Source organism: Ornithinimicrobium humiphilum (assembly GCF_006716885.1).
Taxonomy (GTDB): Bacteria; Actinomycetota; Actinomycetes; order Actinomycetales; family Dermatophilaceae; genus Ornithinicoccus; species Ornithinicoccus humiphilus.
Genome location: NZ_VFPU01000001.1, coordinates 131980 through 155258 on the forward strand (window position 1 = coordinate 131980; position 23279 = coordinate 155258).

General features: G+C 71.6%; 20 protein-coding genes. 13 read left to right on the forward strand and 7 right to left on the reverse strand.

From position 1 onward, the window contains the following. Positions 1–9: 9 nt before the first annotated feature. Entirely contained in the window at positions 10–1287 is a 1278-nt protein-coding gene (locus FB476_RS00535) for an NAD(P)/FAD-dependent oxidoreductase (protein WP_141817051.1), read from the reverse strand. A 98-nt stretch (positions 1288–1385) separates the two neighbouring features. Here FB476_RS00535 and FB476_RS00540 point away from each other — a divergent pair, with 98 nt between their 5' ends. Together FB476_RS00540 and FB476_RS00545 are read left to right on the forward strand one after the other, a co-directional pair. Next, positions 1386–2240, forward strand: a complete 855-nt coding sequence (locus FB476_RS00540; protein WP_141817052.1) for a nucleotidyltransferase family protein — start codon at positions 1386–1388, stop codon at positions 2238–2240. Continuing rightward, positions 2237–2542 carry a hypothetical protein gene (locus FB476_RS00545; protein WP_141817053.1) on the forward strand — a complete coding sequence of 102 codons (306 nt, stop codon included), beginning with the start codon at positions 2237–2239 and terminating at the stop codon, positions 2540–2542. Before FB476_RS00540 ends, FB476_RS00545 begins: the two co-directional genes overlap by 4 nt. On the opposite strand, the gene FB476_RS00550 is transcribed toward FB476_RS00545, so the two are convergent. Further along, positions 2534–4054 (reverse strand): tyrosine-protein kinase domain-containing protein, encoded by a 1521-nt coding sequence (locus FB476_RS00550; RefSeq protein WP_170233473.1) that lies wholly within the window; start codon positions 4052–4054, stop codon positions 2534–2536. The genes FB476_RS00545 and FB476_RS00550 overlap by 9 nt on opposite strands. Positions 4055–4105: 51 nt before the next feature. On the opposite strand from FB476_RS00550, the gene FB476_RS00555 reads away from it, so the two are divergent. From FB476_RS00555 to FB476_RS00580, 6 genes are all read left to right on the forward strand, one after another. Continuing rightward, positions 4106–6112 (forward strand): glycosyltransferase, encoded by a 2007-nt coding sequence (locus tag FB476_RS00555; RefSeq protein WP_141817055.1) that lies wholly within the window; start codon positions 4106–4108, stop codon positions 6110–6112. Continuing rightward, positions 6109–7431, forward strand: a complete 1323-nt coding sequence (locus FB476_RS00560) for an O-antigen ligase family protein (RefSeq protein WP_141817056.1) — start codon at positions 6109–6111, stop codon at positions 7429–7431. The genes FB476_RS00555 and FB476_RS00560 overlap by 4 nt, the downstream gene beginning before the upstream one ends. 203 nt (positions 7432–7634) lie before the next feature. After that, positions 7635–8552 carry a glycosyltransferase family 4 protein gene (locus FB476_RS00565; RefSeq protein ID WP_170233474.1) on the forward strand — a complete coding sequence of 306 codons (918 nt, stop codon included), beginning with the start codon at positions 7635–7637 and terminating at the stop codon, positions 8550–8552. Further along, entirely contained in the window at positions 8549–9553 is a 1005-nt protein-coding gene (locus FB476_RS00570; protein WP_141817058.1) for a glycosyltransferase family 4 protein, read from the forward strand. The genes FB476_RS00565 and FB476_RS00570 overlap by 4 nt, the downstream gene beginning before the upstream one ends. Further along, positions 9550–10698, forward strand: coding sequence for a glycosyltransferase (locus FB476_RS00575; protein ID WP_141817059.1), 1149 nt, complete (start codon positions 9550–9552; stop codon positions 10696–10698). The genes FB476_RS00570 and FB476_RS00575 overlap by 4 nt, the downstream gene beginning before the upstream one ends. Further along, a complete protein-coding gene (locus FB476_RS00580; RefSeq protein ID WP_141817060.1) occupies positions 10695–11780 on the forward strand; it encodes a glycosyltransferase family 4 protein in 1086 nt (361 codons plus the stop codon). Before FB476_RS00575 ends, FB476_RS00580 begins: the two co-directional genes overlap by 4 nt. Here the strand turns inward: FB476_RS00580 and FB476_RS00585 are convergent. Continuing rightward, positions 11725–12780: a glycosyltransferase family 4 protein gene (locus FB476_RS00585; RefSeq protein WP_141817061.1), complete on the reverse strand. Its 1056-nt coding sequence runs from the start codon at positions 12778–12780 to the stop codon at positions 11725–11727. The genes FB476_RS00580 and FB476_RS00585 overlap by 56 nt on opposite strands. Before the next feature lie 71 nt (positions 12781–12851). On the opposite strand from FB476_RS00585, the gene FB476_RS00590 reads away from it, so the two are divergent. Further along, complete coding sequence (locus FB476_RS00590; protein WP_141817062.1) at positions 12852–13997, forward strand: glycosyltransferase family 4 protein; 1146 nt, start codon at positions 12852–12854, stop codon at positions 13995–13997. On the opposite strand, the gene FB476_RS00595 is transcribed toward FB476_RS00590, so the two are convergent. Genes FB476_RS00595 through FB476_RS00605 form a run of 3 tightly spaced genes read right to left on the reverse strand, consistent with a single transcriptional unit; the run spans position 13957 to position 16810 of the window. Then, entirely contained in the window at positions 13957–14928 is a 972-nt protein-coding gene (locus FB476_RS00595; protein WP_141817063.1) for a glycosyltransferase family 2 protein, read from the reverse strand. The genes FB476_RS00590 and FB476_RS00595 overlap by 41 nt on opposite strands. Beyond that, on the reverse strand, positions 14928–15953 hold the full coding sequence (locus FB476_RS00600; RefSeq protein WP_141817064.1) for a hypothetical protein: 1026 nt from the start codon (positions 15951–15953) through the stop codon (positions 14928–14930). The genes FB476_RS00595 and FB476_RS00600 overlap by 1 nt, the downstream gene beginning before the upstream one ends. Continuing rightward, the gene (locus tag FB476_RS00605; protein ID WP_170233475.1) at positions 15950–16810 is read right to left on the reverse strand and encodes a glycosyltransferase; all 861 of its coding nucleotides are present in this window, start codon (positions 16808–16810) and stop codon (positions 15950–15952) included. Before FB476_RS00605 ends, FB476_RS00600 begins: the two co-directional genes overlap by 4 nt. Positions 16811–16939: 129 nt before the next feature. Here FB476_RS00605 and FB476_RS00610 point away from each other — a divergent pair, with 129 nt between their 5' ends. From FB476_RS00610 to FB476_RS00625, 4 genes are read left to right on the forward strand one after another with little or no spacing between them, the layout of a single operon-like run. Then, on the forward strand, positions 16940–18727 hold the full coding sequence (locus tag FB476_RS00610) for an ABC transporter ATP-binding protein (protein WP_170233476.1): 1788 nt from the start codon (positions 16940–16942) through the stop codon (positions 18725–18727). Beyond that, positions 18720–19721, forward strand: a complete 1002-nt coding sequence (locus tag FB476_RS00615) for a hypothetical protein (protein WP_141817066.1) — start codon at positions 18720–18722, stop codon at positions 19719–19721. Before FB476_RS00610 ends, FB476_RS00615 begins: the two co-directional genes overlap by 8 nt. Before the next feature lie 13 nt (positions 19722–19734). Next, positions 19735–20748 (forward strand): dTDP-glucose 4,6-dehydratase, encoded by a 1014-nt coding sequence (rfbB, locus tag FB476_RS00620; protein ID WP_141817067.1) that lies wholly within the window; start codon positions 19735–19737, stop codon positions 20746–20748. 2 nt (positions 20749–20750) lie between these two features. Next, complete coding sequence (locus tag FB476_RS00625) at positions 20751–22160, forward strand: sugar nucleotide-binding protein (protein WP_420359341.1); 1410 nt, start codon at positions 20751–20753, stop codon at positions 22158–22160. Here FB476_RS00625 and FB476_RS00630 read toward each other — a convergent pair. After that, entirely contained in the window at positions 22124–23260 is a 1137-nt protein-coding gene (locus FB476_RS00630; RefSeq protein ID WP_141817069.1) for an acyltransferase family protein, read from the reverse strand. The two genes, FB476_RS00625 and FB476_RS00630, sit on opposite strands and share 37 nt — an antisense overlap. Positions 23261–23279: the final 19 nt, after the last annotated feature.

The following is a 23279-nucleotide window of genomic DNA, read 5'->3' on the forward strand; positions in this document are numbered from 1 at the left end:
CGCGGCCGGTCAGCCGATGGCGAGCTCGGCGTAGTCCTCCTCGAGGAGGCCACGACGCTGCAGGTAGCCCTCGGCGGCGCGCCGGCCGCTGACCATGGCGCCCTGCACGGACGCGGTGTCCATGTGGTCGCCGGCGACGATGAGGCCGTCCTCGAGCTGCATCCGGTGCCGCTCGACGAAGGGGGCGGGCTGCACGGGCACGGCATACGGGATGTCGTCGCGACGGAGCAGCTGCCAGCCGAAGGTGCTGACGCCGTAGATCGAGCCGACGTGCTGGATCACGTCCTCGTCGCGCACCGGCTCCTGGCCCGGGCGGAGCAGGCTGCTGGCCGCGACCAGGTGCATGCCCTCGGGGGCGTAGGTCGGCTGCACGTTGCTCATGACGACGGTGCTGACGACGGGGCCGCGGTCCTCGCGGACGTCGATGAGGATGGAGCCGAAGTCGGTCGGGGCGTCGGGCACGGCATACCAGTGGGTGGTCTGGCCCTTGCCCTCCGGAGCCGGGCGGCCGGTGAGGCGCTCCGCGGTCTGCGGGTCGGTGGCCACGACGACCAGGTCGGCCTCGATGCGCTCGCCGCCCTCGGTCACGACATACCTGGACCCGACCTCGGCCACCGGCGTGCCGAGCTCGACGGGGCGGTCGAGGCGGGAGGCCAGCTGCTCGGGGAGCGCCTGCATGCCCTCGGCGGGCAGCTTGGGGGTGCCGTTGACGAAGCTCATGGTCACGAGCCGGGCGAAGGCCGTCGACGTGCTGCCGTCGTCCTCGAGGAGCACGCCGGCCAGGGCGGAGTCGACGATCCGGCGCAGCGGGCCCTGGAGCCCGGCGGCGTCCATCGACTCGCGACGGGGCACGTCCATCTCGTCCTCGTCACCGCCCAGGATCGAGGCGACGGTCGGGGAGGCCCAGCGCGCCAGGGCGGCGAGGCTCGCGGGGTGCAGCTTGCCGGACATGACGGTCTGCGGGATGAACTGGGGCTCACGGCGCGGGTCGGCCACGATCTGAAGGTTGGCCGTCCGGGCGGTGCGGATCGCCAGACCGGCGGTGAACTTGCGCACCCCCAGCGCCTTGAGGTCGACGTGGTTGCGGACCATCGGATAACCCGGGTCCAGGACGTGGAAGCCACGGTCCAGGCGGAAGCCGTCCACGACGTCGGTGCGGACGCGACCGCCCACGGCGTCGCCCGCCTCGAGGACGCGGGCGGAGACGCCGCGATGCTGCAGGGCTAGGGCGCAGGTGATTCCGGCCAGGCCGGCTCCCACGATGACGACGTCACAGTCACGGGACATGCCGTCAGCCTAGGGCGCGGCCTGCAGTTCTTCCTGTTGGAGCCCGAATCACAGGTCAGGTGCACCGGCGCCGCGAGCCGCGGTGGCACGATGACCTCGTGGAGTCCCTGCCCGAGGTCGCCGTGCCGCTCGCCGTGCGCATGGAGATGTGCCACGCCGCGCTGCAGCACCTGGCCGACCGCGCCGGGGCCGACCTCCTCCACCTCAAGGGCGTCGCGGCCGAGCCGCGGTGGCGCTCCAGCAGCGGCGGCACCGACGCCGACGTGCTCGTGCGGCCGTCGCAGGTGCGGCGGTTCGTCGCCGCGGTCGAGGCCGCGGGCTGGCAGCGGCGCTCCCGCTTCCAGACCGGTTCGCCGTTCGGTCACGCGCAGACCTACTGGCACGACCACCTGGGCTATGCCGACGTGCACCGCTTCTTCCCGGGGATGGGTGCCGACGACGCGACCTTCGACGTGCTGTGGGCCGACCGGGGCGGCGTGGAGCTGGCGTCGGTGCCCTGCGCGGTGCCGTCCCGGGCGGGGCAGGCGCTGGTGATGGTGCTCAACGCGACCCGCAACCGGTCCGTCGAGCCGTGGCCGGCGTCGCTCGCGGAGGACCCGCTCGCGGACGAGGTGCGTGCCCTCGTGCCCAGGGTGGGGGCGGAGGTGGCCTTCGCGGCAGCCCTGGGTGAGCTGGACCGGATGCGCGACCACCGCGAGCACGACCTGTGGCGGGCGATCACGACCGGCTCCGGGCGCGTCGAGGAGTGGCGGGCGCGGGTCAAGGCACAGCCGACGCTCGCCGGGAAGGTCGCCACCGTGCTGCGCGCTCCCCTCGTCAACACCGAGCACCTGGCCAACACGCGGGGCCGGCCACCCTCGACCCGTGAGGTGGCCCAGGAGTTCGTCGACCGGCTGCGCCGCGGAGCGGTCGAGATCTGGGGCGCGCGCACCGGACGGCGGGGCGGCTCGTGACCGCGATGTGGGCTCGCAGTCCGGGCTGGGGCGTCGTCGACCGTCCCGAGGAGGGGCCGCACGGCGGCAGCCTCTACGCCGCAGCGCTCGACGCCGGCGTGATCCACGTGCTGCAGGGCCCGGCGGCCGCGACCTGCCGCGCGGCCCTGCCCGGACGTGCCCTGACCGAGGTGCGCGACGCCGTCGCCCACGAGCTCGGCGCCGACCCGTCGAGCGTCGACGAGGAGGCGCTGGAGGAGCTCCTCGTGGAGCTGGTCGAGGTGGGCGTGCTGCGGCGCGAGGGGGCGCCGGTCTCAGCCTGAGCGGCGGGCCGAGCGTTCGCCGCGGGGGCGGCCCTGGCTGTCGGCCCGGGACTCGGCCCGTGCTTCTGCTCGCGACTCCGCACGGGTCTCGGTCCGGCGGGCGCGCTCGGCGGCAGCGGCCTCGGCGTGCGGGTAGGCCTTGGCCATCTTCTTGTCGCGGCCGCTGGCCCGACGACGCCCGCCACTGTCCTGGGTGGAGTAGTAGGTGTAGTAGGAGGTGGGCTGCGACGGGGTCTTGGTCAGCACGAAACCGGCGATCGTGCTGTCGCTCGTGCCGAGCACGCGCATCGCCTCCGAGAGGTGGCGCTTGCGGGTCTCGCCGCTGGCGACGACCATCAGCACGCCGCCGGTGAGCTTCTCGACGACGAGCGCGTCGGTGACCGGGAGGACGGGCGGGCTGTCGACGAGGATGAAGTCGTAGTCGTCGCTGAGGCTCTCGAAGAGCTCGCGCATCTTGGTCGACCCCAGCAGCTCGCTCGGGTTCGGCGGGATGTCACCGGACGTGAGCACGTGCATGCTGGTGCCGCCCCAGCGCTGGATGACGTCCTGGACGTCGGCCTCGCCGAGCAGGACGGTGGTCAGGCCGACGGCACCCTCCAGGCCGAGGTTGGTCGCGACCGAGGGGTGGCGCAGGTCGGCGTCGATGAGGAGCACCTTGCTGCCGGCGTCGGACATGGCCAGGGCCAGGTTGATGGCCGTGGTGGTCTTGCCCTCGCCCGGGAGCGTGGAGCTGATCACGAAGGAGTGCCGCCCCGTCGTCACGTCGACGAACATCATGTTCGTGCGCAGACGACGGATCGCCTCGGCGTGCGGGCCGAAGGGGTCGATCTCCAGGTAGAGCGCGTGGCGGTCGCTGCCCCTGCGCACGGGGATGCTGCCGAGGACCGGACGGTCGGCGAGCGCCTCGAGGTCCCGGGGGTCGCGCACCCGCTGGTCGAGGGCCTGCCGGGCCAGCGCGAAGGCGATGCCGAGCAGCAGACCCGCGAGGGCGCCGAGGGCGAGGTTCTGGACCGGCTTCGGCTCCACCGGTGAGCTCGCCACGGTGGAGGGGACGACGGTCTGTGCGGACACCGTGGTGCCGCTGAGCTGCAGCATCGGGGAGAAGTCGCGGGCGACCGCGGCCAGGTGCTGGGGCACGGCCGTGGCGGCGGCCGCGGCCACGCGGGCGTCGTGCGCGCGGACGACGACGTCGAGCAGCGGGGTGTCGCCGGACCGCTCCGCCGACACGGCCAGCATCGTGCTCTCGTCGATCCCGAGCTCCTCGCGGACCGGGTCGAGCACGATCGGGGAGGTCGCGACCTGGATGATCGTCTCCAGCTCGGCCGCGGGCATGTTGTAGACGTTGGCCGAGTCGGTCTGGTTGTTGGCCAGCAGGTAGACCCGCGTCGACGACTGGTAGACCGGGGTGATCTGGAGGGTCAGCCAGGCGGTCGCGGCGACGACGACGAGCAGCGTGGCGACGATGATGCGCCAGCGTGTCTTCAAGGTCAGGAGCAGGTCACGGACCGTCACCGGGCCCTCCTCCCGCCACGACGTTGTTGTACGGAGACGTATGGTACAGCCATGCGCGTGCTCCGCATCTTTCACAGCGGGGTGATGACGGCATGGAGGGCGCGCGAGCGTGAGCTGAGGGGGCTCGGCCACGACGTGGACCTGCTCTCCGCCTCCCGGTGGAACGAGGGGGGTGCGGTCGTCACCCTCCGAGCCGACCCCGCCGAGCCCGCCGGCTCGGTCCAGGGGGTGGCCACGGTGGGCCGCCACCCGGCCCTCTTCTCCTACGACCCGCGGCCGCTGTGGCGCGCGCTCGGGAAACGGCGTGACGTCCTGGACGTGCACGAGGAGCCGTTCGCGGTGAGCACCCTCGAGACGCTCCTGGTCCGGGCCCTGCGCCAGCCGTCGGTCCCCTACGCCCTCTACTCGGCGCAGAACCTCGACAAGCGCTATCCCGTGCCCTTCCGGTGGTGGCAGCGCTGGGCGCTGCGGCACGCCCGCGCGGTGGTGGTGTGCAACAGCGAGGCCGGTCGCATCTGCCAGGACCGGGGCTTTCCCGGGGTGCCCGACGTCGTGCCGCTCGGCGTCGACGTCTCCCTCTACTCCCCTGCCGACCGGCCGCCGCCGCGCCAGGACGCCCCCGTCGAGGTCGGCTACGTCGGTCGCCTGGCCCCGCACAAGGGGGTGACGGTCCTGCTCGAGGCGGTGGCGGCATACCCCGACCTGAGGTTGACGGTCGTCGGTGCCGGGCCGCAGGAGGCGGAGCTGCGCGCACGAGCCGCCGCGCCCGACCTGGCCGGCCGCGTGACCTTCGTCGGGTCGGCCACCCCGGAGGAGCTGCCGGAGCTGCTGCGCCGGCTCGACGTGCTCGCCGTGCCCTCGCTGACCACCCCGGGCTGGGTGGAGCAGTTCGGCCGCGTGGTCGTCGAGGCGATGGCGGCCGGGGTGCCCGTGGTGTCGAGCGACAGCGGTGCGCTGCCCGACGTCGTCGGCGACGCGGGACTGCTCGTGCCCGAGGCCGACGCGAGGGCGCTGGGCGCAGCCCTGCTGCGGGTATGCCGTGAGCCGGGCCTGTGGGAGCAGTTGCGGGAGCGCGGGCTCGAGCGGGCGCAGGAGTGCTCCTGGCAGCGGGTGGCCGCCCGCTACGACGAGATCTACCGGCGGATGACCAAGGCGGTGCGCAGCGCCGCGGCCGACGAGCAGGACCCCGAGGTGGTCGTGGTCGCCTACGGCTCGGCCGACCTGCTGCGCGACGCGCTGGAGCCGGTCCGTTCCCTCGCGGTCACGGTCGTCGACAACTCGTCGTTGCCGGAGATCCGTGAGCTGTGCGACGAGCTCGGCGTGCGCTATCTCGACCCGGGGTGGAACGGCGGCTTCGGCGCAGGGGTCAACCACGCCCTGCGGCACCGGCTCACGCCTGGCACCGACGTGCTGCTGCTCAACCCCGACGCGGTCGTCTCGGTCGAGACCGTGCGGGCGCTGCACGCCGCCCTGCGCGCCGAGGACGACCTCGCCAGCGTGGCGCCGGCGCAGACCGACGCCGAGGGGCACCGCTCCCGGGTGGCCTGGCCCTTCCCGACACCGCTGCGGTCGTGGGTCGAGGCCGTGGGGCTGGGCCGGCTCAACGACCGGCACGAGGACTACGTCATCGGGTCGGTCCTGCTGCTGCGGGCCGAGGCGCTCGAGCAGGTCGGCCTCTTCGACGAGGACTTCTTCCTCTACGCCGAGGAGACCGACTGGGCCCGGCGGGCAGCCCTGATGGGCTGGCGCCACCGCCTGGTGCCGGAGGTGACCGCTGTCCACGTCGGGGCGGCGACCTCGAGCGATCCGGTGCGCCGGGAGACCTACTTCCACGCCGGACGTGAGCGCTACCTGCGCAAGCACCACGGCGCCGCGGGCTGGCAGGTCGCCCGCGTGGGTGAGTGGCTCGGTGCCGCCGCGCGCTCCGTGGTGCTGCCCGGTGCCCGGGGTGAGGCCGCCCGGGCCCGCGCCGCGCTGCTGCGCGCCGGCCCCTGGCGCACCGAGCGCCAGCGTTTCCCTCGACCTGCCAGGCCCGTCCGGGAGAAGGTGTCCCCATGACGATGGCGTGGCGCGACCTGGCGACCAGGGCGGGGGCGGGAGCCCTCGTGCTCCTGGCCGTCGCCCTGACGCTCGCGGTCGCCTACCTGGTGCCCGAGCGGCCCGAGGTCGCGCTCGGCCTCGCCGGCACGGTGCTCGTCGCCGTCGCCGCGCTCGTCCACCCCGTGACCCTCCCGCTGCTGGCCATGCCGCTCATCGTCGTGGTGGCACGCGTCGGCGGTGGCGGCGTGGACCTCACGGTCTCCGACGTGGCGCTCGGGCTGGCCTTCGCCCCGGCCGTGGTGCTGGCGCCACGGCCCTTCAGCCCGCAGCTGCGGACCCTCCTCTGGCTCAACGTCGTCTACCAGGCAGCCACCCTCTTCACCCTGGTCGCCAACCCGTTCCTGGCCAACACCGTGGAGTGGTTCCACGCCTGGATGCTCGTGTCCGGGGCGCTGCTCGTGGGTTGGGCCGTCGGCGCCGCGGGTCATGCCCGGGCCGGCCTCACGCTCTTCCTCCTGGCCTGCCTCGGCCTCGCCATCCCGACGATCGTGCAGGGTGCTCTGCAGGTGGCCTCCGGCGACTTCGGCGCGGTCTATCCGTCCTGGCCCTGGTCGATGCACAAGAACTTCATCGGGACCTTGCTGGGCTCGGCGGCTCTGGTCGTGTATGCCCGACCCACGTGGCTGGGGTGGAGCCGACTGTGGGCAAGGTCGGCCTTCTGGGTGATGGTCGCGGCGATCGCGGCCTCGCAGTCGCGTCAGGCGCTCATCGGACTGGCGATCGGTCTGCTCGTGATCTCGCTGCGGCAGCGCGAGCGCGCGGGCCGGGTCTGGCTGCTGCTGGTCGGGCTCGTCCCGGTGGGTTACCTGGTCCTGACGATGGTGCGCGACCAGATCGCCAGTGGTAACCAGCACAACTCCTGGTTCCAGCGCCTGGAGTGGTACGCCGAGTCCGTCCGGATCTGGGCCGACGCCCCGCTCGTCGGTCACGGGCTGCGCTACTGGACTCAGCCTGACGCACCGGGGGTCTTCCAGCCGCCCAACGCCTTCCTCGAGGTCGCGGCCTCTGCCGGGCTCGTGGGCCTGGTGGGCTTCCTGGTCTTGTGGGTGGGCGTGGTCGTCGTCCTCATGCGGATGAATCCCGTCTACGGGACCTTGGCCCTGGCCGTTGCGCTGTCCCGCTTGGGTCAGTCCCAGCTCGACCTGTTCTGGGTGAGCGTGTCGGTCTCCGTCCCGTTCATGCTCATCGGGGTCTGTCTCGGGGGTGAGCAGCGGGCCTTGGATCGCACGTCCACGGAGGCAAGGCCTCGTCGCGACGCGAGGCCGGTGCTGGCGTGATCATCCTCCAGATCTCCCCGGAGTTCAGTCCCGGCACCGGGGTGGGAGCCGTCGCCTGGGCCCTCGAGCAAGAGTGGATTCGGATGGGCCACGACGTCAGACGCTTCGATCTCCGGTCTGCTGGTTGCGGCTGGTTGGAGGGTCGCTCAGGAGGTCTTGGAGGCCGCCTGCGCCACGCTGCTCGGGTGCTCTGCTTCTCGACCATGGGCACCGTGCGAGCCCGGGCCGCGGTCCGGGCGCTACCAGCGGGCGCGATCGCGATCTGCCACAACGACGCGCTCGCGGGCCACGTCTACGTCAACCACGGCGTGCTTCGGGCGGCCATGCGTGCCCGGGGCCACTACGCCTGGCGCATGGTGCGCAACCCGCTCCACCTCCTGACGGAGGCCCGGGACGCCCTGCGATACCGGTCCGGCGTGCACCGCGTGGTCGTCAACCTGACGCAGGAGGACGACCGAACCTTGTGCACCCTGAACCCGCACCTGCGCTCGAGGACCGTCGTGATCGGCAACGGCGTGGACCTGGAACGCTTCACGGTGCCCACCGAGACCGAACGGCTCTCGGCCAGAGAAGAGCTGGACCTTCGGGAGGAGGACATCCTCACCGTCTTCGTGGGGCACGAGTTCGAGCGCAAGGGGCTCTTCCAGCTCTTGGAGGCGATGGCCGGCATCGGGGACCGTCATCACCTCGCCGTCGTCGGCGGCACCGAGTCGATGATTTCTGATCTACATCGACGGGTCGCGGCGTTGGGCCTGGGCGCCCGGACGCACCTGCTCGGGGTGCAAGATCCCCGACCTGTCCTGGCCGGGGCGGACCTGCTTGCGCAGCCGAGCCGATACGAGTCCTACGGTCTGGTGGTGGTCGAGGCACTCGCGACCGGCGTCCCGGTCATGTCCACGCCCGTGGGGATCGCTCCCGAGGTGCTGGAGGAGGGCGTGACCGGATACCTGACCGACGGCACGCCGGCCGACATGGCACGGATCCTCGCCCTGCACGAGCGACAGGACAGGAAGGCGATGCGAGGGCGGGCGCGAGGTGCGGTCGCCGACCACTCGTGGTCCGAGGTGGCACGCCAGTACCTCGAGCTGTTCAGGACCCTGGATCAGAAGAGTGGTCCATGAGGATTGTGCACGCCGTCCGTTCCGACGGCTTCGCAGGCGTGGAGAGGCATATCGCCACGCTGGCGGCCGCGCAGGCGAACGCCGGCCACGATGTGGTGGTCGTAGGAGGCGACCCCGATCGGATGGCAGCAGAGCTGTCGCCTAGCGGCGTGCGAACCATCGCGGCCCGGAGCACCGCAGACGTGCTGTTGGCGATTCGTCGTGAGGGCGCTGAGGCCGAGATCGTTCATGCGCACATGACCGCGGCTGAGGTGGCGGCCTCCGTCTCCGCCCAATCCCCACTGGTCGTCACACGTCATTTCGCACGCGCCCGCGGGATGACGTCCACCGGTCGGTTGGCCGGCGTTCTCGTGCGGCGCCGGGTGCGGGCCCAGATCGCCATCAGTCGATACGTCGCCAAGGCCGTCGACGGCGAGGCGACGGTCATCTACCCGGGGGTCCCGGTCGTGGACGTGGCCCCCGGCCCTCGACGCCCGGCGGTGCTCGTCGTGCAACGGCTCCAGCCGGAGAAGCGGACCGATATCGCCCTGCGTGCGTTCGCGGCGGCGGATCCTGCGGGCTGGACGCTCGACATCATCGGGCGGGGGCCGGAGGAACCGGCCCTGCGTGCCCTGGCAAGGCGCCTCGGTGTGGCGGACCGCGTCCGGTTCCTCGGGTTCCGCGACGACGTGTCCGAGCAGATGTCCGGCGCAGGCGTCCTGCTCGCCCCGTGCGACGTGGAGGGGCTGGGCCTCAGCGTCCTGGAGGCGATGGCGCACGCTCTCCCGGTGGTGGCCAGTCGTGCCGGTGCGCACGGCGAGACCGTCGGCAGCGTCGCCGGCGCCCGACTCCACGACCCCGAGGACTGGGAGATGGCAGGTCGACTGCTGGCCGAACTCGTGGCGGACGCCGGCGAGCGTGAGGATTACGGTGCCCGTCTCGCGGATGCGCAGCGCGCTAGGTTCACCCCGGAGGCGCAGGTCGCCGGGACGGACGCGGTGTACCGGAAGGTGATGGGATGACCGACCTGGTGGTCATGTCCCTCGAGGTGTGGGACGACGTGTGGAGACGCAACCAGCACCTCGTGGCGGGACTTCTGCGCGGCGGCCGGGTGGACCGCGTCCTGTTCGTCGAGCCGCCCGTGGACGCTCTGCACCAGGTCCGCAGCGGACGTCGTCCCGACCTGCGGAGGGTTGGCCTGCGAACGATCGAGCTTTCTGGGGCTCCACGCACCGGCCAACTGTGGGGTCTGCGTCCCGTCAAGGTTCTCCCTCGTCGCATCGACGGACGAGGCGATCGACGACGGGCGGAAGGGGTGGCCAGGGCCGCCAGGAAGGTCGGGATGGAGGACCCGGTGCTGTGGGTGAACGACCCAGGCGGTGCCGAGGTGCTTGCCGCGACAGGATGGAACGCTTTCTACGACATGACGGACGACTGGCTCGCGGCTGACAGGTCGGACGCCGAGCTGGAGAGGCTCCGACGGCAGGAGGACCGGCTGATGAGTGAATGTCGCGAGGTCGTCGTGTGCTCCGTCGGTCTCGAACGCACCCGGTCGGAACTGCGCGACGTGGTGCTGGTCCCCAACGGTGTGGACCTCGAGCCCTACCGCGTCCGGCAGCCGCGACCCTCGGACCTGGGTGAGGGACGGATCGCGCTCTACCTGGGCACCGCGCATCGCGATCGACTCGACGTGGAGCTGGTCGTTCGCACCGCCGAGGTCTTGCGCGCCCTCCCTGAAGGTGGTCGGGTCCTCCTGGTGGGCCCCGCACCGCTTCCCCGACGTGATCTGGACCGGCTGGAACGGGCGGGCGTCGCGTTGCTCGGGCCGCGGCCGAGCGACTCGGTGCCTGCTTACCTCCAGCACGCGGACGTGCTGCTGGTCCCGCACGTCCTGAGCGAGTTCACGGCATCGCTCGACCCGATCAAGGCGTACGAGTACCGCGCGGCCCGCCGACCGGTGATCGCCACGCCGGTCCCCGGGTTCGTCGACGTGGCCGATCCGCTTGTCCGGGCCGTCGGCACCGAGGACTTTCCCGCGGCGGTGGCCGAGGCGTTCGAGTCCCCCGTTCCGTGGAGCCCGACCTTGCCGCGGGATCTGCCCTCCTGGCTCGATCGTGTCGCCCAGCTGTCCGCGGTCCTGGACCGAGTGGAAGCCGTTGGCGGATGACCCGACCGCGCATCACCTTCCTCTCCCACACGGGCGCTCCCGGTGGCGGAGAGCTGGCGCTGCGCCGTTACCTGCGGGCAACGTCGCTCGACGTGGAGCTGGTGACGATGGAGGCCGGGGACGTGTGGGACGGCCTTCCCTGCCCGGTCGCCGTGGCCCCCTCCGTGCGGCAGGTTCGACGTGCGCTGCGTAGTGGGAGCGGTCCAGTGGTGGCCAACTCCATGCGGGCGGCCTTCTACGCCGCGCTCCTGTCTCCCCGTCGCCGCGCCCTTGCGTACTGGGTTCGCGACGGGCTGACGGAGAGCGCGATGTCGCCTGTGGCTCTCGCGCTGACAAGGCACATCACCGCCCGCAGGACGTCGCACTACCTCGCCAACTCCGTGTGGACCGCCCAGACCGTGCGAACGGCGCTCGGTCGGGCAGCGGAGCAGATCGAGGTCGTTCCCAGTCCCAGCGGGATCGGGGAGGTTCCAGGCCCGCCTCGGCGCGTGCCTGCGGCACCACTGCGCCTCCTCTACCTGGGCCGGATCGCCGCGTGGAAGGCACCGCACGTGGCGGTGCGCGCGGTCGACGTGCTCCGCGAGCGGGGGATCTCGGCCAGTCTGACCGTGGCCGGTGGGTCGCACTTCGGTGAAGACCACTACGCGGGCGAGCTCGCTGATCTCGCGTCGTCCGTGGCGGGTGTGACGATGACAGGTCACGTTTCCGACGTCGAAGCACTCCTCGCGTCCCATGACCTACTCGTGCACTGCTCGACCACACCCGAGCCCTTCGGGCAGGTCGTGGTGCAGGGTCTGGCAGCGGGGATCCCGGTCCTGGCGAGCGCGCACGGGGGACCGACCGAGATCCTCGAGCACGCCCCGGTGCCCCTCCTGTACCCGCCCGGGAGTCCTGACGGTCTCGCGGGGGCGATCGCGAAGGTTCTTCCGCGTTATCAGGAGGTGACCGCCTGGGGGGTGCGTCGGGCGCAGGACTACACCGACAGGGCAACGATCGCCCGTCTGGACGCCGTCCTGACGAGCTGGTTCACAGAAGCCGGGCCCAGACCTCGGCGTGAGCTGCCGCCGACCTCTCCCAGGTGAACTCCCGGGAGCGATGCGACCCCCGGGCCACCATCGCCTCGATGGCTGACCCCCCCTGCGCCGCGGCGAGGATCCCGTCTGCGAGGCCGTCCGGGGTGGGATCGACGAGGAGTCCGCACCCGCCCACCACCTCCGGCAGGGACGACCGGTTGCTGGAGACGAGAGGGACACCCGCAGCCATGGCCTCGAGGGCGGGCAGCCCGAAGCCCTCGTAGGTCGAGGGGACGACGACCATCCCGGCCCCCCCGACCAGTCCGGGCATGGTCTCGTCGGGGAGCCGGCCGAGATGGGTCACCCGGGGCGCCCCTGCGAAGAGCTCCGTGCGCGCCAGCGAGGTGGGACCCGCGAGCACGAGGCCCCACTCGGGGAGGGATGGGGCGACGGCCCTCCATGCGGCGGCGAGCGCGGGAAGGTTCTTGCGTGCGGCCGATCCCCCGGCGTAGAGGGCGTAGAGCTCCGGCAGCCCAAGCTCGCGGCGGCGCGCCCGGTCGAGCGGCGTCGGATCGAAGTAGCGCTGGTCGACCCCGTTGTGGACGACCACGGTGTTGCGCAGCCCGAGCATCTCTGCCGCCTGGTCGGCCGTGAACTGCGAGACGCAGACGACGGCGTCAGCGGCCCGGAGCTCGGCCGGGGCGCTGGTCGCCGGTGGCGCCTCGTCGGGAAAGGTCCACGCGACGACGTCGTGCAGGGTCACGACGTCGGGTCCGGGGGGCGGCGGAAGGATCAGGTCCATCCGATGGACGAGGCTTCCCCTGGGGTAGGCGAGGGCTCCCACGGCCCGCCGCGCGCCCGGGCCCGCCGTCCGCAGCAGGCCCATCGGCAGCCGGACCGTCCCGGGGAGCGGGGAACGCAGCGAGCGTGCCACGCTCCGGGCGACCGTGGCACCGGGGCGCAGCGCTTCAAGTGCGGCGGGTGCTCGCGCCGCGACGGCCTCCTCGTAGGCCTGTGCCCCCATCGGGGTCTCCACCGCCGTGGTGGCGACGACGACCGACGCGGCCATGCCCACCTCCCTGATCGACGTGCAGCGCACAGTACCGTTGTCAGCCAGCGTGCGGTGAAGGGCGGTGACGGATGGACGGGTCGGGGCCGCGGGTGGCGCTCGTGTCGAGCTCCTACTTCCCGGACATCGGTGGCGTGGAGCAGCACACGGCCCAGGTGGCGCGCGAGCTCTTGGGTCGCGGGTATGCCGTGGAGGTCTGGACCGTGGACCGTGGCAGGGCGTCGGTGAGGACCCAGGTGCAGGGGGTCACCGTCCGCTATCTCCCGACGCCACTCCCGACGCTCTCCCCTCGCGGCGTCGTGTCCTTCCTGCGGAAGGTCCCGTCCGCGTTCCGGGAGTGGGCTTGGGCCCGCAGGGACTTCCACCCCGACGTGCTCCACGTCCACTGCTTCGGACCCAACGGGGTGTACGCCGAGGCCCTCGGGCGCCTGTCCCGTATCCCGCGGGTGGTCAGCAGCCACGGCGAGACCTACATGGACGACCACGACGTCTACGGACGGTCGCTCGTGCTGCGCACCGCCCTCCGTGCCGCCCTGCGAGGGGCGCGAGCGGTGACGGCGTGCTCCCCCGAGGTCGCTGCGGACCTCCGCGCGCGTTTCGATGCCGGCGAGGTGCGGATCGTGCCCAACGGCGTCACCACCCCGGCGTCGGGGCCGCGGGAGCCGCGCGCGGAGCGACGCGTGATCCTGGCCGCCGGTCGGCTGGAGCACAACAAGGGATTCGACCTCCTGATCGAGGCGCTGCCCCTCCTCTCGGAGCACGTAGGTCTGGACATCGTGGGCAGCGGTAGTCAGGAGGAGGCCCTGCGCTCACGCGCACGCGAGCTGGGGCTGGAGGAGCGGGTCCGGTTCCTCGGGCCGACGAGCCCATCGGGCGTGCTGCAGGCCATGGCTGACGCGGACGTGGTGGTGGTGCCGAGCCGTAAGGAGCCCTTCGGCATCGTGGTGCTGGAGGCGTGGGCAGCGGGGACACCGGTCGTCGCGACCTCCGTGGCCGGTCCAGCGAGCTTCGTCACCGACGGCCAGGACGGGCTGCTCGTCGACCCTCGCGACCCCCGGGCGCTCGCCGGTGCTCTGCAGCGGGTGCTGGAGGACGACGGGCTGTGGCGGTCACTGGCGAGCGGGGGGCGACGGACGGTGCGCCGCTACACGTGGAGCGCGGTGGTCGACGAGTACGTCACGACCTATCCGGGGCCCGATCGGCCAACGCCCGTCTGATCCGATCTGCCTCGGCATCCCGCCTGACGGGATCGGTGGGGCTCAGACGGGCCTGGCGGAGCATCGCCACCGCCCCGAACCCGAGCCCCAGCGCCACCACGCCGGCCCGTTGGAGCCGGGCACGTGCCCCTGAGGGCTCGCCGATGTCCCTGACCTGCTGCACCGCCCACCGGCGCAACGCCGGGGAAGCCAGCCCGCCGTCCCTGGCGAGCAGCACCATGTGGTTGCGCCGGCCGTACAACTTGTAGCGGGTGTCGAAGCGGGCTCCCTTGACGTGTGGTGCCGGGAGGTGGTCCACGACGACCGCGGGGTCGAAGTAGGCGGGCAGCCCGAGCCGGCGGACGCGCAGGAAGATGTCGGTGTCCTCCCGAAGGGCCGTTCCGGGATAGTCGTCGCGGAAGCCCCCGAGGTGGGCCAGGACCGACCTGCGAAAGCTCATGTTGGCACCGATGCCGTGATCGACGCGCTCGCGCTGCGGCCGATCGGCGGCGAATCCCTCGGTCAGCCGCCCGTCGGGAAGCAGACGCCCGACGGGTGCGTCGTAGGTCTCCTCACCAGGTCGGCCGTTGAGCGTTCGCCCGGCGATCGCTGCGGCGTCCGTCCTCCTGAACGCCTCGCGGAGTCGCCAGGCCCATCCTGGGTGGACGACGACGTCGTCGTCGAGGAAGGCGATGACCGCCCCACGCGCATGGAGGAGGGCACGGTTGCGTGAGCGCGTCATCCACCCGGCCAGCTCTGGAGCATGGACGTAGGTGTCGTTCTCCAGTAGAGCCTCTGGCCGGCATGCCTGCGCAGAGGCGTCGACGACGACCACATCGAGAATCTCGGCGCGTTCCCCCCGCAGCGATTCGAGGCAGCGGTCGACGAAGGCCGGCCGTTCGTACGTCACCACGCACACGCTCAGCGTGGTGTCCTCAGCGTGCTCGTCCATCAGGCACCTCTCACTGCCGGGCTCCGCGGAAGACGGCGCCGGAGGGCGGCAGCATACTCACGGACCAGGCTCGCTGCCGGGATGCGGCGGGGAACCGGTCGGGCCCCCGCGAGATGCTTCCACCACACCGAAGCCACGGCGTCGGTCTCGTAGCGCCGTCCCGCCTCTGCGGAACTGCGGAACAGGTTGGTCGCGAAGCTCGTATCAATACGGAGTCGGCCCAGCACGGCCAGCACCTGCTCGGGTGTCTCCGCGGTGAGCATGTCCACCCCGTTGCGACCGATGTCCGCGTAGGGGAGGGTGGGCACCACCAGCGGGATCGACCACGCGCGCCACGCCTTGACGAGCTTGGTCGCGGGCTTGCGGGCGGGATCTCCGAGGGTGTCCGACGGCTGGCTGCAGAGTGAGACGTCGACCGCCCTGAAGTCCTCCCAGCCAGCGGTGCCGGACTCCTCGGTATGCAGCTCGAACGTCATGCCCAGGGCACGGACCTCGGCCACGAACGAGTTGCTCACCCACTCGGGCACGTTCTTGCGGTAGGCCTTCAGGACGAGGGTCTCCACCCGGGTGCCGCGCCCCGGGTCTCTGGGGACCAGTCCGCGCTGCGGGAGGAGCGGCAGATGGGCCTCTCGGGTGGGGTCGACCACCGCGGCCTGGGTCGGCCTGACCTCCAGCGCCGTGAAGGGTGGCGCGGGGATGTGGGGATGCACGTCCGCGCGGACGACCACGAGCGGCGCCCCCGTCCGGAGGACGCTCCGGGCCAGGGCGCGCACCAGGGAGGGCTCGCACCGGGGCAGCCAGCTCGTCAGCTCCTCGAGCGAGGCGAGCAGCACGGTCGTCGCCCGTGGTGCGCGTGGGCCGATGGACACGGCACGCCCCTGAGACCGCAGGCGGGCGTAGAGCTCGAGGAAGGTGTGGCCGTAACCCGAGGGATGGAGCTCCGGAGCCGCGTCGGGGTTCCAGTCATCGACGCCGGTGACGTCACGATCGGTCCAGAAGTGCACCGAGACGGGGCGCTCGGTCATCGGTAGGGCGTCTCCTCGTCCCAGGCCAGGGTGGCGTCGATCACAAGGTGGTCCTGGTACTTCAGGCATAGCGGCTGGAGGATGTTGCCCTGCAGATCCATCCATTCGAAGCAGTACCGAGGATCCTCGCCCCAGGTGTCACCGGGACATTCCTGGAGCGCCGGGAGACCGTAGTCCAGCCGGCGGTCGATCTCCCGCAGCCACTCGGCGAGCAGCGGGTTGCCGGCTCGGGCCATGAGCGTGCCGCCCGACAGGATCGTCTGGTAATAGCGCCGGACGTGGCTGCCCAGGCGGCCCGGGGGATTGCCGGCCCACTTGGGGTCGGTGAGGGCGGTGGCAAGAACCCAAGCGTCAGGTCTTCCCCGCAGACGCGCGAAGGCGGGTGCCCAGGACGTGCGTAGCGTCTTGATGTCGGTGTAGGCGCCCCCGTGGTGGTACAGGAGGTAGGCGCGCAGGTAGTCGGACCGGTGGTTGAGCGACAGGAACTCGTAGGCCGGGTGGAGCGGATGCTCGGGTAGGACGACCTCGTGCAGGTTGGCGGGCGTGACCAGCCGGACCGGGATGTCCGGGTGCAGGGCTCGGATGGATTCGAGACCCGCTTTCCTCGCGGGGGTCAGCGGGTTGTCTCCCGTCCAGCAGCACCAGATGACGTCAGGGACGTCCCCGTCGGTACGGGCGTCCGCGGGGGGCTGGCGCTCGAGAAACGTGTGGGGATACCGTCCCGGCCAGTACGTGCTCGGCGAGATGCGAGCGGCCAGGCGTGCGCCCGCCGCATGAGCGGCGATGACGGGTCCGGAGTCCTGCAACCAATCGGCCGTCCGTCCCACACGGGTCTTGATCCACGCAGCGCTCTGCATGTCCGAATCGTAGGGCCGTGCGTCGCGGTGGCTGGGTATGCTGCGACCGCAGGCAGGCCCGATCCGGCCGGCCGCGGTCCGCTGATCGTGCGACAGGGCGGCCTGGTCGGTATCTGGGAAAGGACGGGGATGCGCGCCACGATCGAGAAGTTGCGCACCGTGCTGGACGGCCGCGCCAAGCGAGGCATGGTCCTGGGCACGGTGGCGTCCACCGTGATCGCTGTGTTCGACATGGTGGCGATCGCGCTCGTCCTGCCTCTGGTGAACCTTGCCGGGGGCGAGCGGCCGGACCATCCGGCGCTCGAGGTCCTCGCCCGGCTCCTGGGGATCTCCGACCAGCGGTCCCTCACCCTGGTGGTCGCGGCCCTGGTCGTCGGCCTCTTCATCGTCAAGGACCTGCTGTCCATGGCCTTCGCCTGGTGGTTGGCCGGGTTCAAGGCGTTCAACCGGGCACGGCTGTCGGCACGCCTCCTGCGTTACTACCTCAGGGCCCCCTACCTCGAGACCGCCCGCCGGAGCACCGGCGACCTCATCCGCACGATGAGCGAGGGGGTCATCCAGGTCTACGGTTCCGTGGTCTATAGCCTGATGAACCTGGTCAACGCGTCGCTGGCGGTGGTGGCCATCGTCCTCGCCCTGCTGTGGTCGGCTCCGGTCCCGACGGTGGCGCTCATCATCTACCTCGGGATCGCCTCGCTGCTGTATCTCCTCGTGATGCGACCGAGGGTCGAGCGGGCCGGCTCGATGTCTGCCGAGGCGACCGCCGCCTCCTGGCGAGGTGCCCTGGCTGCTCTCGGCGCCAAGAAGGAGACGAAGCTGCGCTCCAGCGAGGACTTCTTCGTCAAGACCTTTCGTGACGCCTCGATGCGTGGTGCGCGAGCGACCCGTCTCGCGGAGTTCATCGGCGCCGTGCCGCGGTTCGTCCTCGAGATCCTCTTCATCGTGGCCGTCGGGGTGATCCTGGCGACCAGCACATCAACCTCCGCCGTTGGCGACGTGGGCATCGTCGCGCTGTTCGTCGCGGCCGGTTTCCGCATCCTCCCCAACATCACCCTCATCGTCGGGTCGATCAACAGCCTGCGCTTCGGGATGCCGTTCCTGGACCTCGTCCACGCAGACATGGCCTCCATGCGCGATCTGCCGGCGGCTTCCGAATCTCCCTCGAAGCCCAGACATCTCCGCCAGGAGATACGGGTCCAGGACGTGAACTTCACCTACCCCGGCTCCGCCCGTCCCGCCCTCGATGACGTGACTCTGGTGGTGCCCAAGGGTTCGTCCGTGGCGCTGGTGGGGGGCAGCGGGGCCGGCAAGAGCACACTCGTCGACGTCGTCCTCGGCCTCTTCGAGCCTCAGAGCGGCGCGGTGGTCGTGGACGGCACCGACATCCGAGAGGACCTTCCCGCCTGGCAGGCCGGCATCGGTTACGTTCCTCAGGAGGTCTTCCTCCTTGACGGCACCCTGGCCGAGAACATCGCCTTCGACCGGCACCGCGTGGACATCGACCACGATCTTCTCTCGGAGTGCATCGCGCGGGCCCAGCTCGACGATGTCGTGGCATCGCTGCCCGACGGCGTCAGCACCCAGCTGGGAGAAGGGGGATCGCGGCTGTCCGGCGGGCAGCGCCAGCGAGTGGGCATCGCCAGGGCGCTGTACCGCAGACCGTCACTCCTGGTGCTCGACGAGGCCACCTCTGCCCTGGACAACGAGACGGAGCACCGTGTCGCGCAGGCTGTCTACGGGTTGTCGGGAGACGTGACGGTCATCGTTGTCGCGCACCGGCTGTCGACCGTCAAGAACGTCGACCAGGTCGTCCTCCTCGAGGACGGCCGGGTGCAGGCAACGGGCGCGTTCAAGGAGGTTCGTGCCCAGAGCGACGCCTTCGACCGACTCGTCCGCCTTGGGTCGTTGGATGACTGAGCGGCCGGTCGTCGCCTACGTCGTGCTGTCGCACGGTCGTGGGAACGGGGTGCTCCGCCTCGCCACGGCCATCCGCCGGTCGAGCCCCGAGGCTCGTGTCGTCATCCACCACGACGCCCGCCAAGGCTCCGCTCCCGAAGCGCTGGGGAACTGGATGGCGGTCCATGAGCACCGACGGGCGACCGACTGGGGGTCATGGCCCTTGGCGGTCGAGGGGCTGCGGGCGCTCGAGGAGGCCAGCGAGGCGACGGGTGCCGATGTGCTTGCGCTCGTCTCGGGCCAGGACTACCCGGCGCGGCGCCTGCGGGAGTGGGAAGATGAGTTCGCAGCGCAGGGCGGAGGTTGGCAGTGTGCCGTCGAGCGGCTGTCCTACCGACCGCGATGGGGCCGATCATCCGGCGTGGGGCAGGACGACTGGACTCGCTACAACTACCTCTGGTGGCGAGTGCCGGGCGGACAGTCGTTGTCTCGCTCCACCCGTTCCGCGGCTTGCCGCGTGCGGAACGTCGCCTTCCGAGCGGCACATCGTGTCGAGCCCGTCCTCGACCTCCGTGATCTCGCCCGCGGCGACGGCTTGCGGGTCGGTATCCGCAACCCCGTCAGCCTGGTGCCCGGAAGGGCGAACGAGATCAAGGCCTCGCAGTGGCTGGCGCTCGACGGTGACGCGCTCGCGCTGCTGGGACGGGCGCACCGGTCCCGGCGCATGCTGCGGTGGATCTTCTCCCGGAGCGTGATCCCGGATGAGGCCTATCTGCAGACCCTGCTCCGTCAGGAGGGTGTGCCACTGGTCGCGCAGCCCGTGTCCTTCATGGAGTGGGATGCCGAGCGCGATCGTCCCCGCGTCCTGACCGCGGCGGACGTGCCGAGGATCCGGGCCAGCGGTGCGCCCTTCTGCCGGAAGGTCGACGCGGCCGACGCCGGGAGCGCCGCGCTCATGGACATCCTGGACGAGCTGACCGCCGAAGAGCCGCGCCAGCCCGGCGCCCGACCGTAGATACAGTTCGCCCATGCGACGCCTTCTCGTGACCGGTGGTGCGGGGTTCATCGGGTCGAACTTCGTGCATCACGTGGTGGGGGCCACGGACGCGCAGGTGGTGGTGCTGGACGCGTTCACCTATGCCGCGTCTCCGGAGGCGTTGGAGGGGTTGCCTGCGGATCGGGTGCGGGTGGTGCGTGGTGATGTGTGCGACGCGGCCCTGGCCGACTCCTTGGTGGCTGAGCTCGCGGAGTCCGGCGATGGTGCGGTGGTGCACTTCGCGGCGGAGTCGCACAACGACAACTCGTTGCACGACCCCTCGCCGTTCGTGACGACGAACATCGTGGGCACGTTCACGTTGCTGGAGGCGGTGCGCCGCCACGGGGTGCGGTTGCACCACGTGTCGACGGACGAGGTGTACGGGGACCTGGAGCTGGATGACCCGGAGCGGTTCACCGAGACCACCGCCTACCGGCCCTCCTCGCCGTACTCGGCGTCGAAGGCGGGGGCGGACCACCTGGTGCGGGCGTGGGTGCGTTCGTTCGGGGTGGCGGCGACGTTGTCGAACTGCTCGAACAACTACGGCCCGTGGCAGCACGTGGAGAAGTTCATCCCGCGCCAGGTCACGAACCTGCTCGACGGGGGCCGGGTCAAGCTCTACGGGTCCGGCGCGAACGTGCGGGACTGGATCCATGCCGAGGACCACTCCAGCGCGGTCCTGCGGATCCTGCAGGACGGGGCGGTCGGGGAGACGTACCTGATCGGCGCGGACGGGGAGAGGTCGAACCTGGAGGTGGTGCGGTTGATCCTGGAGCTGATGGGCCGCGACCCGGGCGACTTCGACCACGTGACCGACCGGGCCGGGCACGACCTGCGGTATGCGATCGACTCGACGAAGCTGCGGACCGAGCTGGGCTGGGAGCCGCGGTACACCTCCTTCGAGGAGGGCCTGGAGCGCACGATCGCCTGGTACGCCGACCACCGGGACTGGTGGGGGCCGAAGAAGGCCGCGATCGAGGCGGCCTACGCGGCCAAGGGCCAGTGACCGTGACGGGCGGTCAGGGGGTGCGGGGCACGTCGATCCCGGGGTTGGTCGTGGTGGACCTGACGGTCCATGCCGACGCGCGGGGCTGGTTCAAGGAGAACTGGCAGCGCGCTCGTATGACGGCGGCGGGGTTGCCGGACTTCGGGCCGGTGCAGCACTCGGTCGCGCACAACACCGCGGTGGGCACGACCCGCGGGATCCATGCCGAGCCGTGGGACAAGTTCGTCTCGGTCGTGCACGGCCGCGCGTTCGGCGCCTGGGTCGACCTGCGTGAAGGTCCGACGTTCGGGACCGTCCACACCGAGGTGCTGGATCCGGCCACGGCGGTGTTCGTGCCCCGCGGTGTCGGCAACTCCTACCAGACCCTGGAGGCGGAGACGGTCTACTCCTACCTCGTCAACGACCACTGGTCGCCGCACGCCGAGTACACGATGCTCAACCTCGCCGACGAGACCGTCGCCATCGACTGGCCCATCCCGTTGAGCCAGGCCGTGGTCTCGGAGAAGGACCTGACCCACCCGCGCCTGGCCGACGTGACCCCCGTCGCGCCGCCGGCAACACTGGTCCTGGGTGCGGACGGGCAGGTCGGCAGGGCCCTCCTTCAGGTGCTGCCGGGCGCGCAGGGCGTGACCCGGGCCGAGCTGGACCTGGCGGTCCCGGGCGCGGTCGAGGGCTTCGACTTCACCGGTGTCGGCACGGTGGTCAACGCCGCCGCCTACACCGCGGTCGACGCCGCGCAGACTGTCGAGGGTCGGGCGGTGGCGTGGGCGACCAACGCCACCGGTGTCGCCGCGCTGGCGCGGGCTGCGACCCGGTACCGGTTCACCCTCGTGCACTACTCCAGCGACTACGTCTTCGACGGCACCGCCGGGGCGTACGACGAGGACGCGCCCCTGGCGCCGCTGGGGGTGTACGGGCAGTCCAAGGCCGCCGGTGACCTCGCCGTCGTGGCCACACCGCGGCACTACGTGATCCGCACGTCCTGGGTCGTCGGGGACGGCCGCAACTTCGTGGCGACCATGGCCGCCCTGGCCGACCAGGGCAGGCCGGTGACGGTGGTGGACGACCAGGTCGGGCGGCTCTCGTTCGCGACCGACCTCGGCGCCGGCACCCTGCACCTGCTCACCACCGGTGCGCCGTACGGGACCTACAACCTCACCGGCAGCGGCGAACCGGCCAGCTGGGCCGACCTCGCCCGTGCCGTCTACACCTCCCGCGGGGCCGACCCGGCCCTGGTCACCCCCACCACCACCGACGCGTGGGCCGCCGAGAAGCCGGGCCCGGTCGCGCCCCGCCCGCCCCGCTCGGTCCTGTCCCTGGACAAGATCACCGCCACCGGGTTCACCCCGACCGACCAGCACCGGGGCCTGGCCACCTACCTGAGGTCGTTCCCGCCCGGGACCGGAGCCTGACCCACGGCACCCGGCCGCCTGGTCGGGCTGGGGAACAGCCGCCGCCCGAGCCGGTGGGTCGGAGCCTCGACCGTCCGGTACATCAGGTACGCGAGCACGGTGGTCACGGCGAGCGAGACCAGCCCCCCGAGCAGCAGCTGCACCGTCCATCCCCCCGGGAACCGGGCGACGACCGGCGCCAGGAGGAAGAGCACCGGCTGGTGGAGGAGGTAGAAGCTGTAGGCGCGTTCGCCGAAGGACTCGGTGATCGCCAGACGCTCGGGCCGCGGTCGCGCGCTGCACATGAGCATGACGAGGGAAACCCCGAGCGCGGCCCACACCACGTGCTTGACGACCTCGTGCTGGTCGGTCGAGGTGGCGACGACAGCCAGCACGCCGGTGCCCACGGATGCCACCGCCCAGGCGGCCCCGCGCCCCTCCCGGCCGGGCACCACGCGGGTGGCGCACCACATACCCGCGACGAACTGGAGCAGACGGGACGGTAGGGCATGGCCGTCACCCAGGCCGAACCCGACCGGCCCGGTGACCCCCCATCCGTCGGTGGCGCTCCAGGCGGCAGCCAGGACCACGGACCCCAGGAGCAGGGGCGTCATCCCCCACCGGCGCCAGACCAGGACGAGGAGGGGGAACACCAGGTAGAGGTGCAGCTCGAGGGACACGCTCCAGAGCGATCCGTTGATCGTCCCGAGCGCACCCGGGAACCAGGTCTGGACGCCCAGGGCGTGCAGCACCAGCTCGGGCCAGGACGCCTGCTGGGCCACCACGAGGTCCCAGGTCGCCGGGGACATGGCGAGGACGGCGGCGATGGCCAGCGCCAGATAGTAGGCGGGCAGGATCCGCAGCGCCCGGCGCCCGTAGAACTGCCGCGCGTCCAGCCGGCCGGAGGCCCGGACGACCGGCACGAAGAGCACGAAGCCGGAGATCACGATGAAGACGTCCACACCGTGGGCCCCGAGCGCCATGAGCTGGGGCAGCTTGCCGGGCAGCGTCAGGAAGGCCCAGTAGCCGGCGATGTGGCACACGAGCACCGCCACGGCGGACAGACCCCGCAGCGTGTCGATCCCCGCCAGTCGTCCTGCCGGGGGCGAGGGCGACGTCATCGTGCTGTGCTCCCGGTTC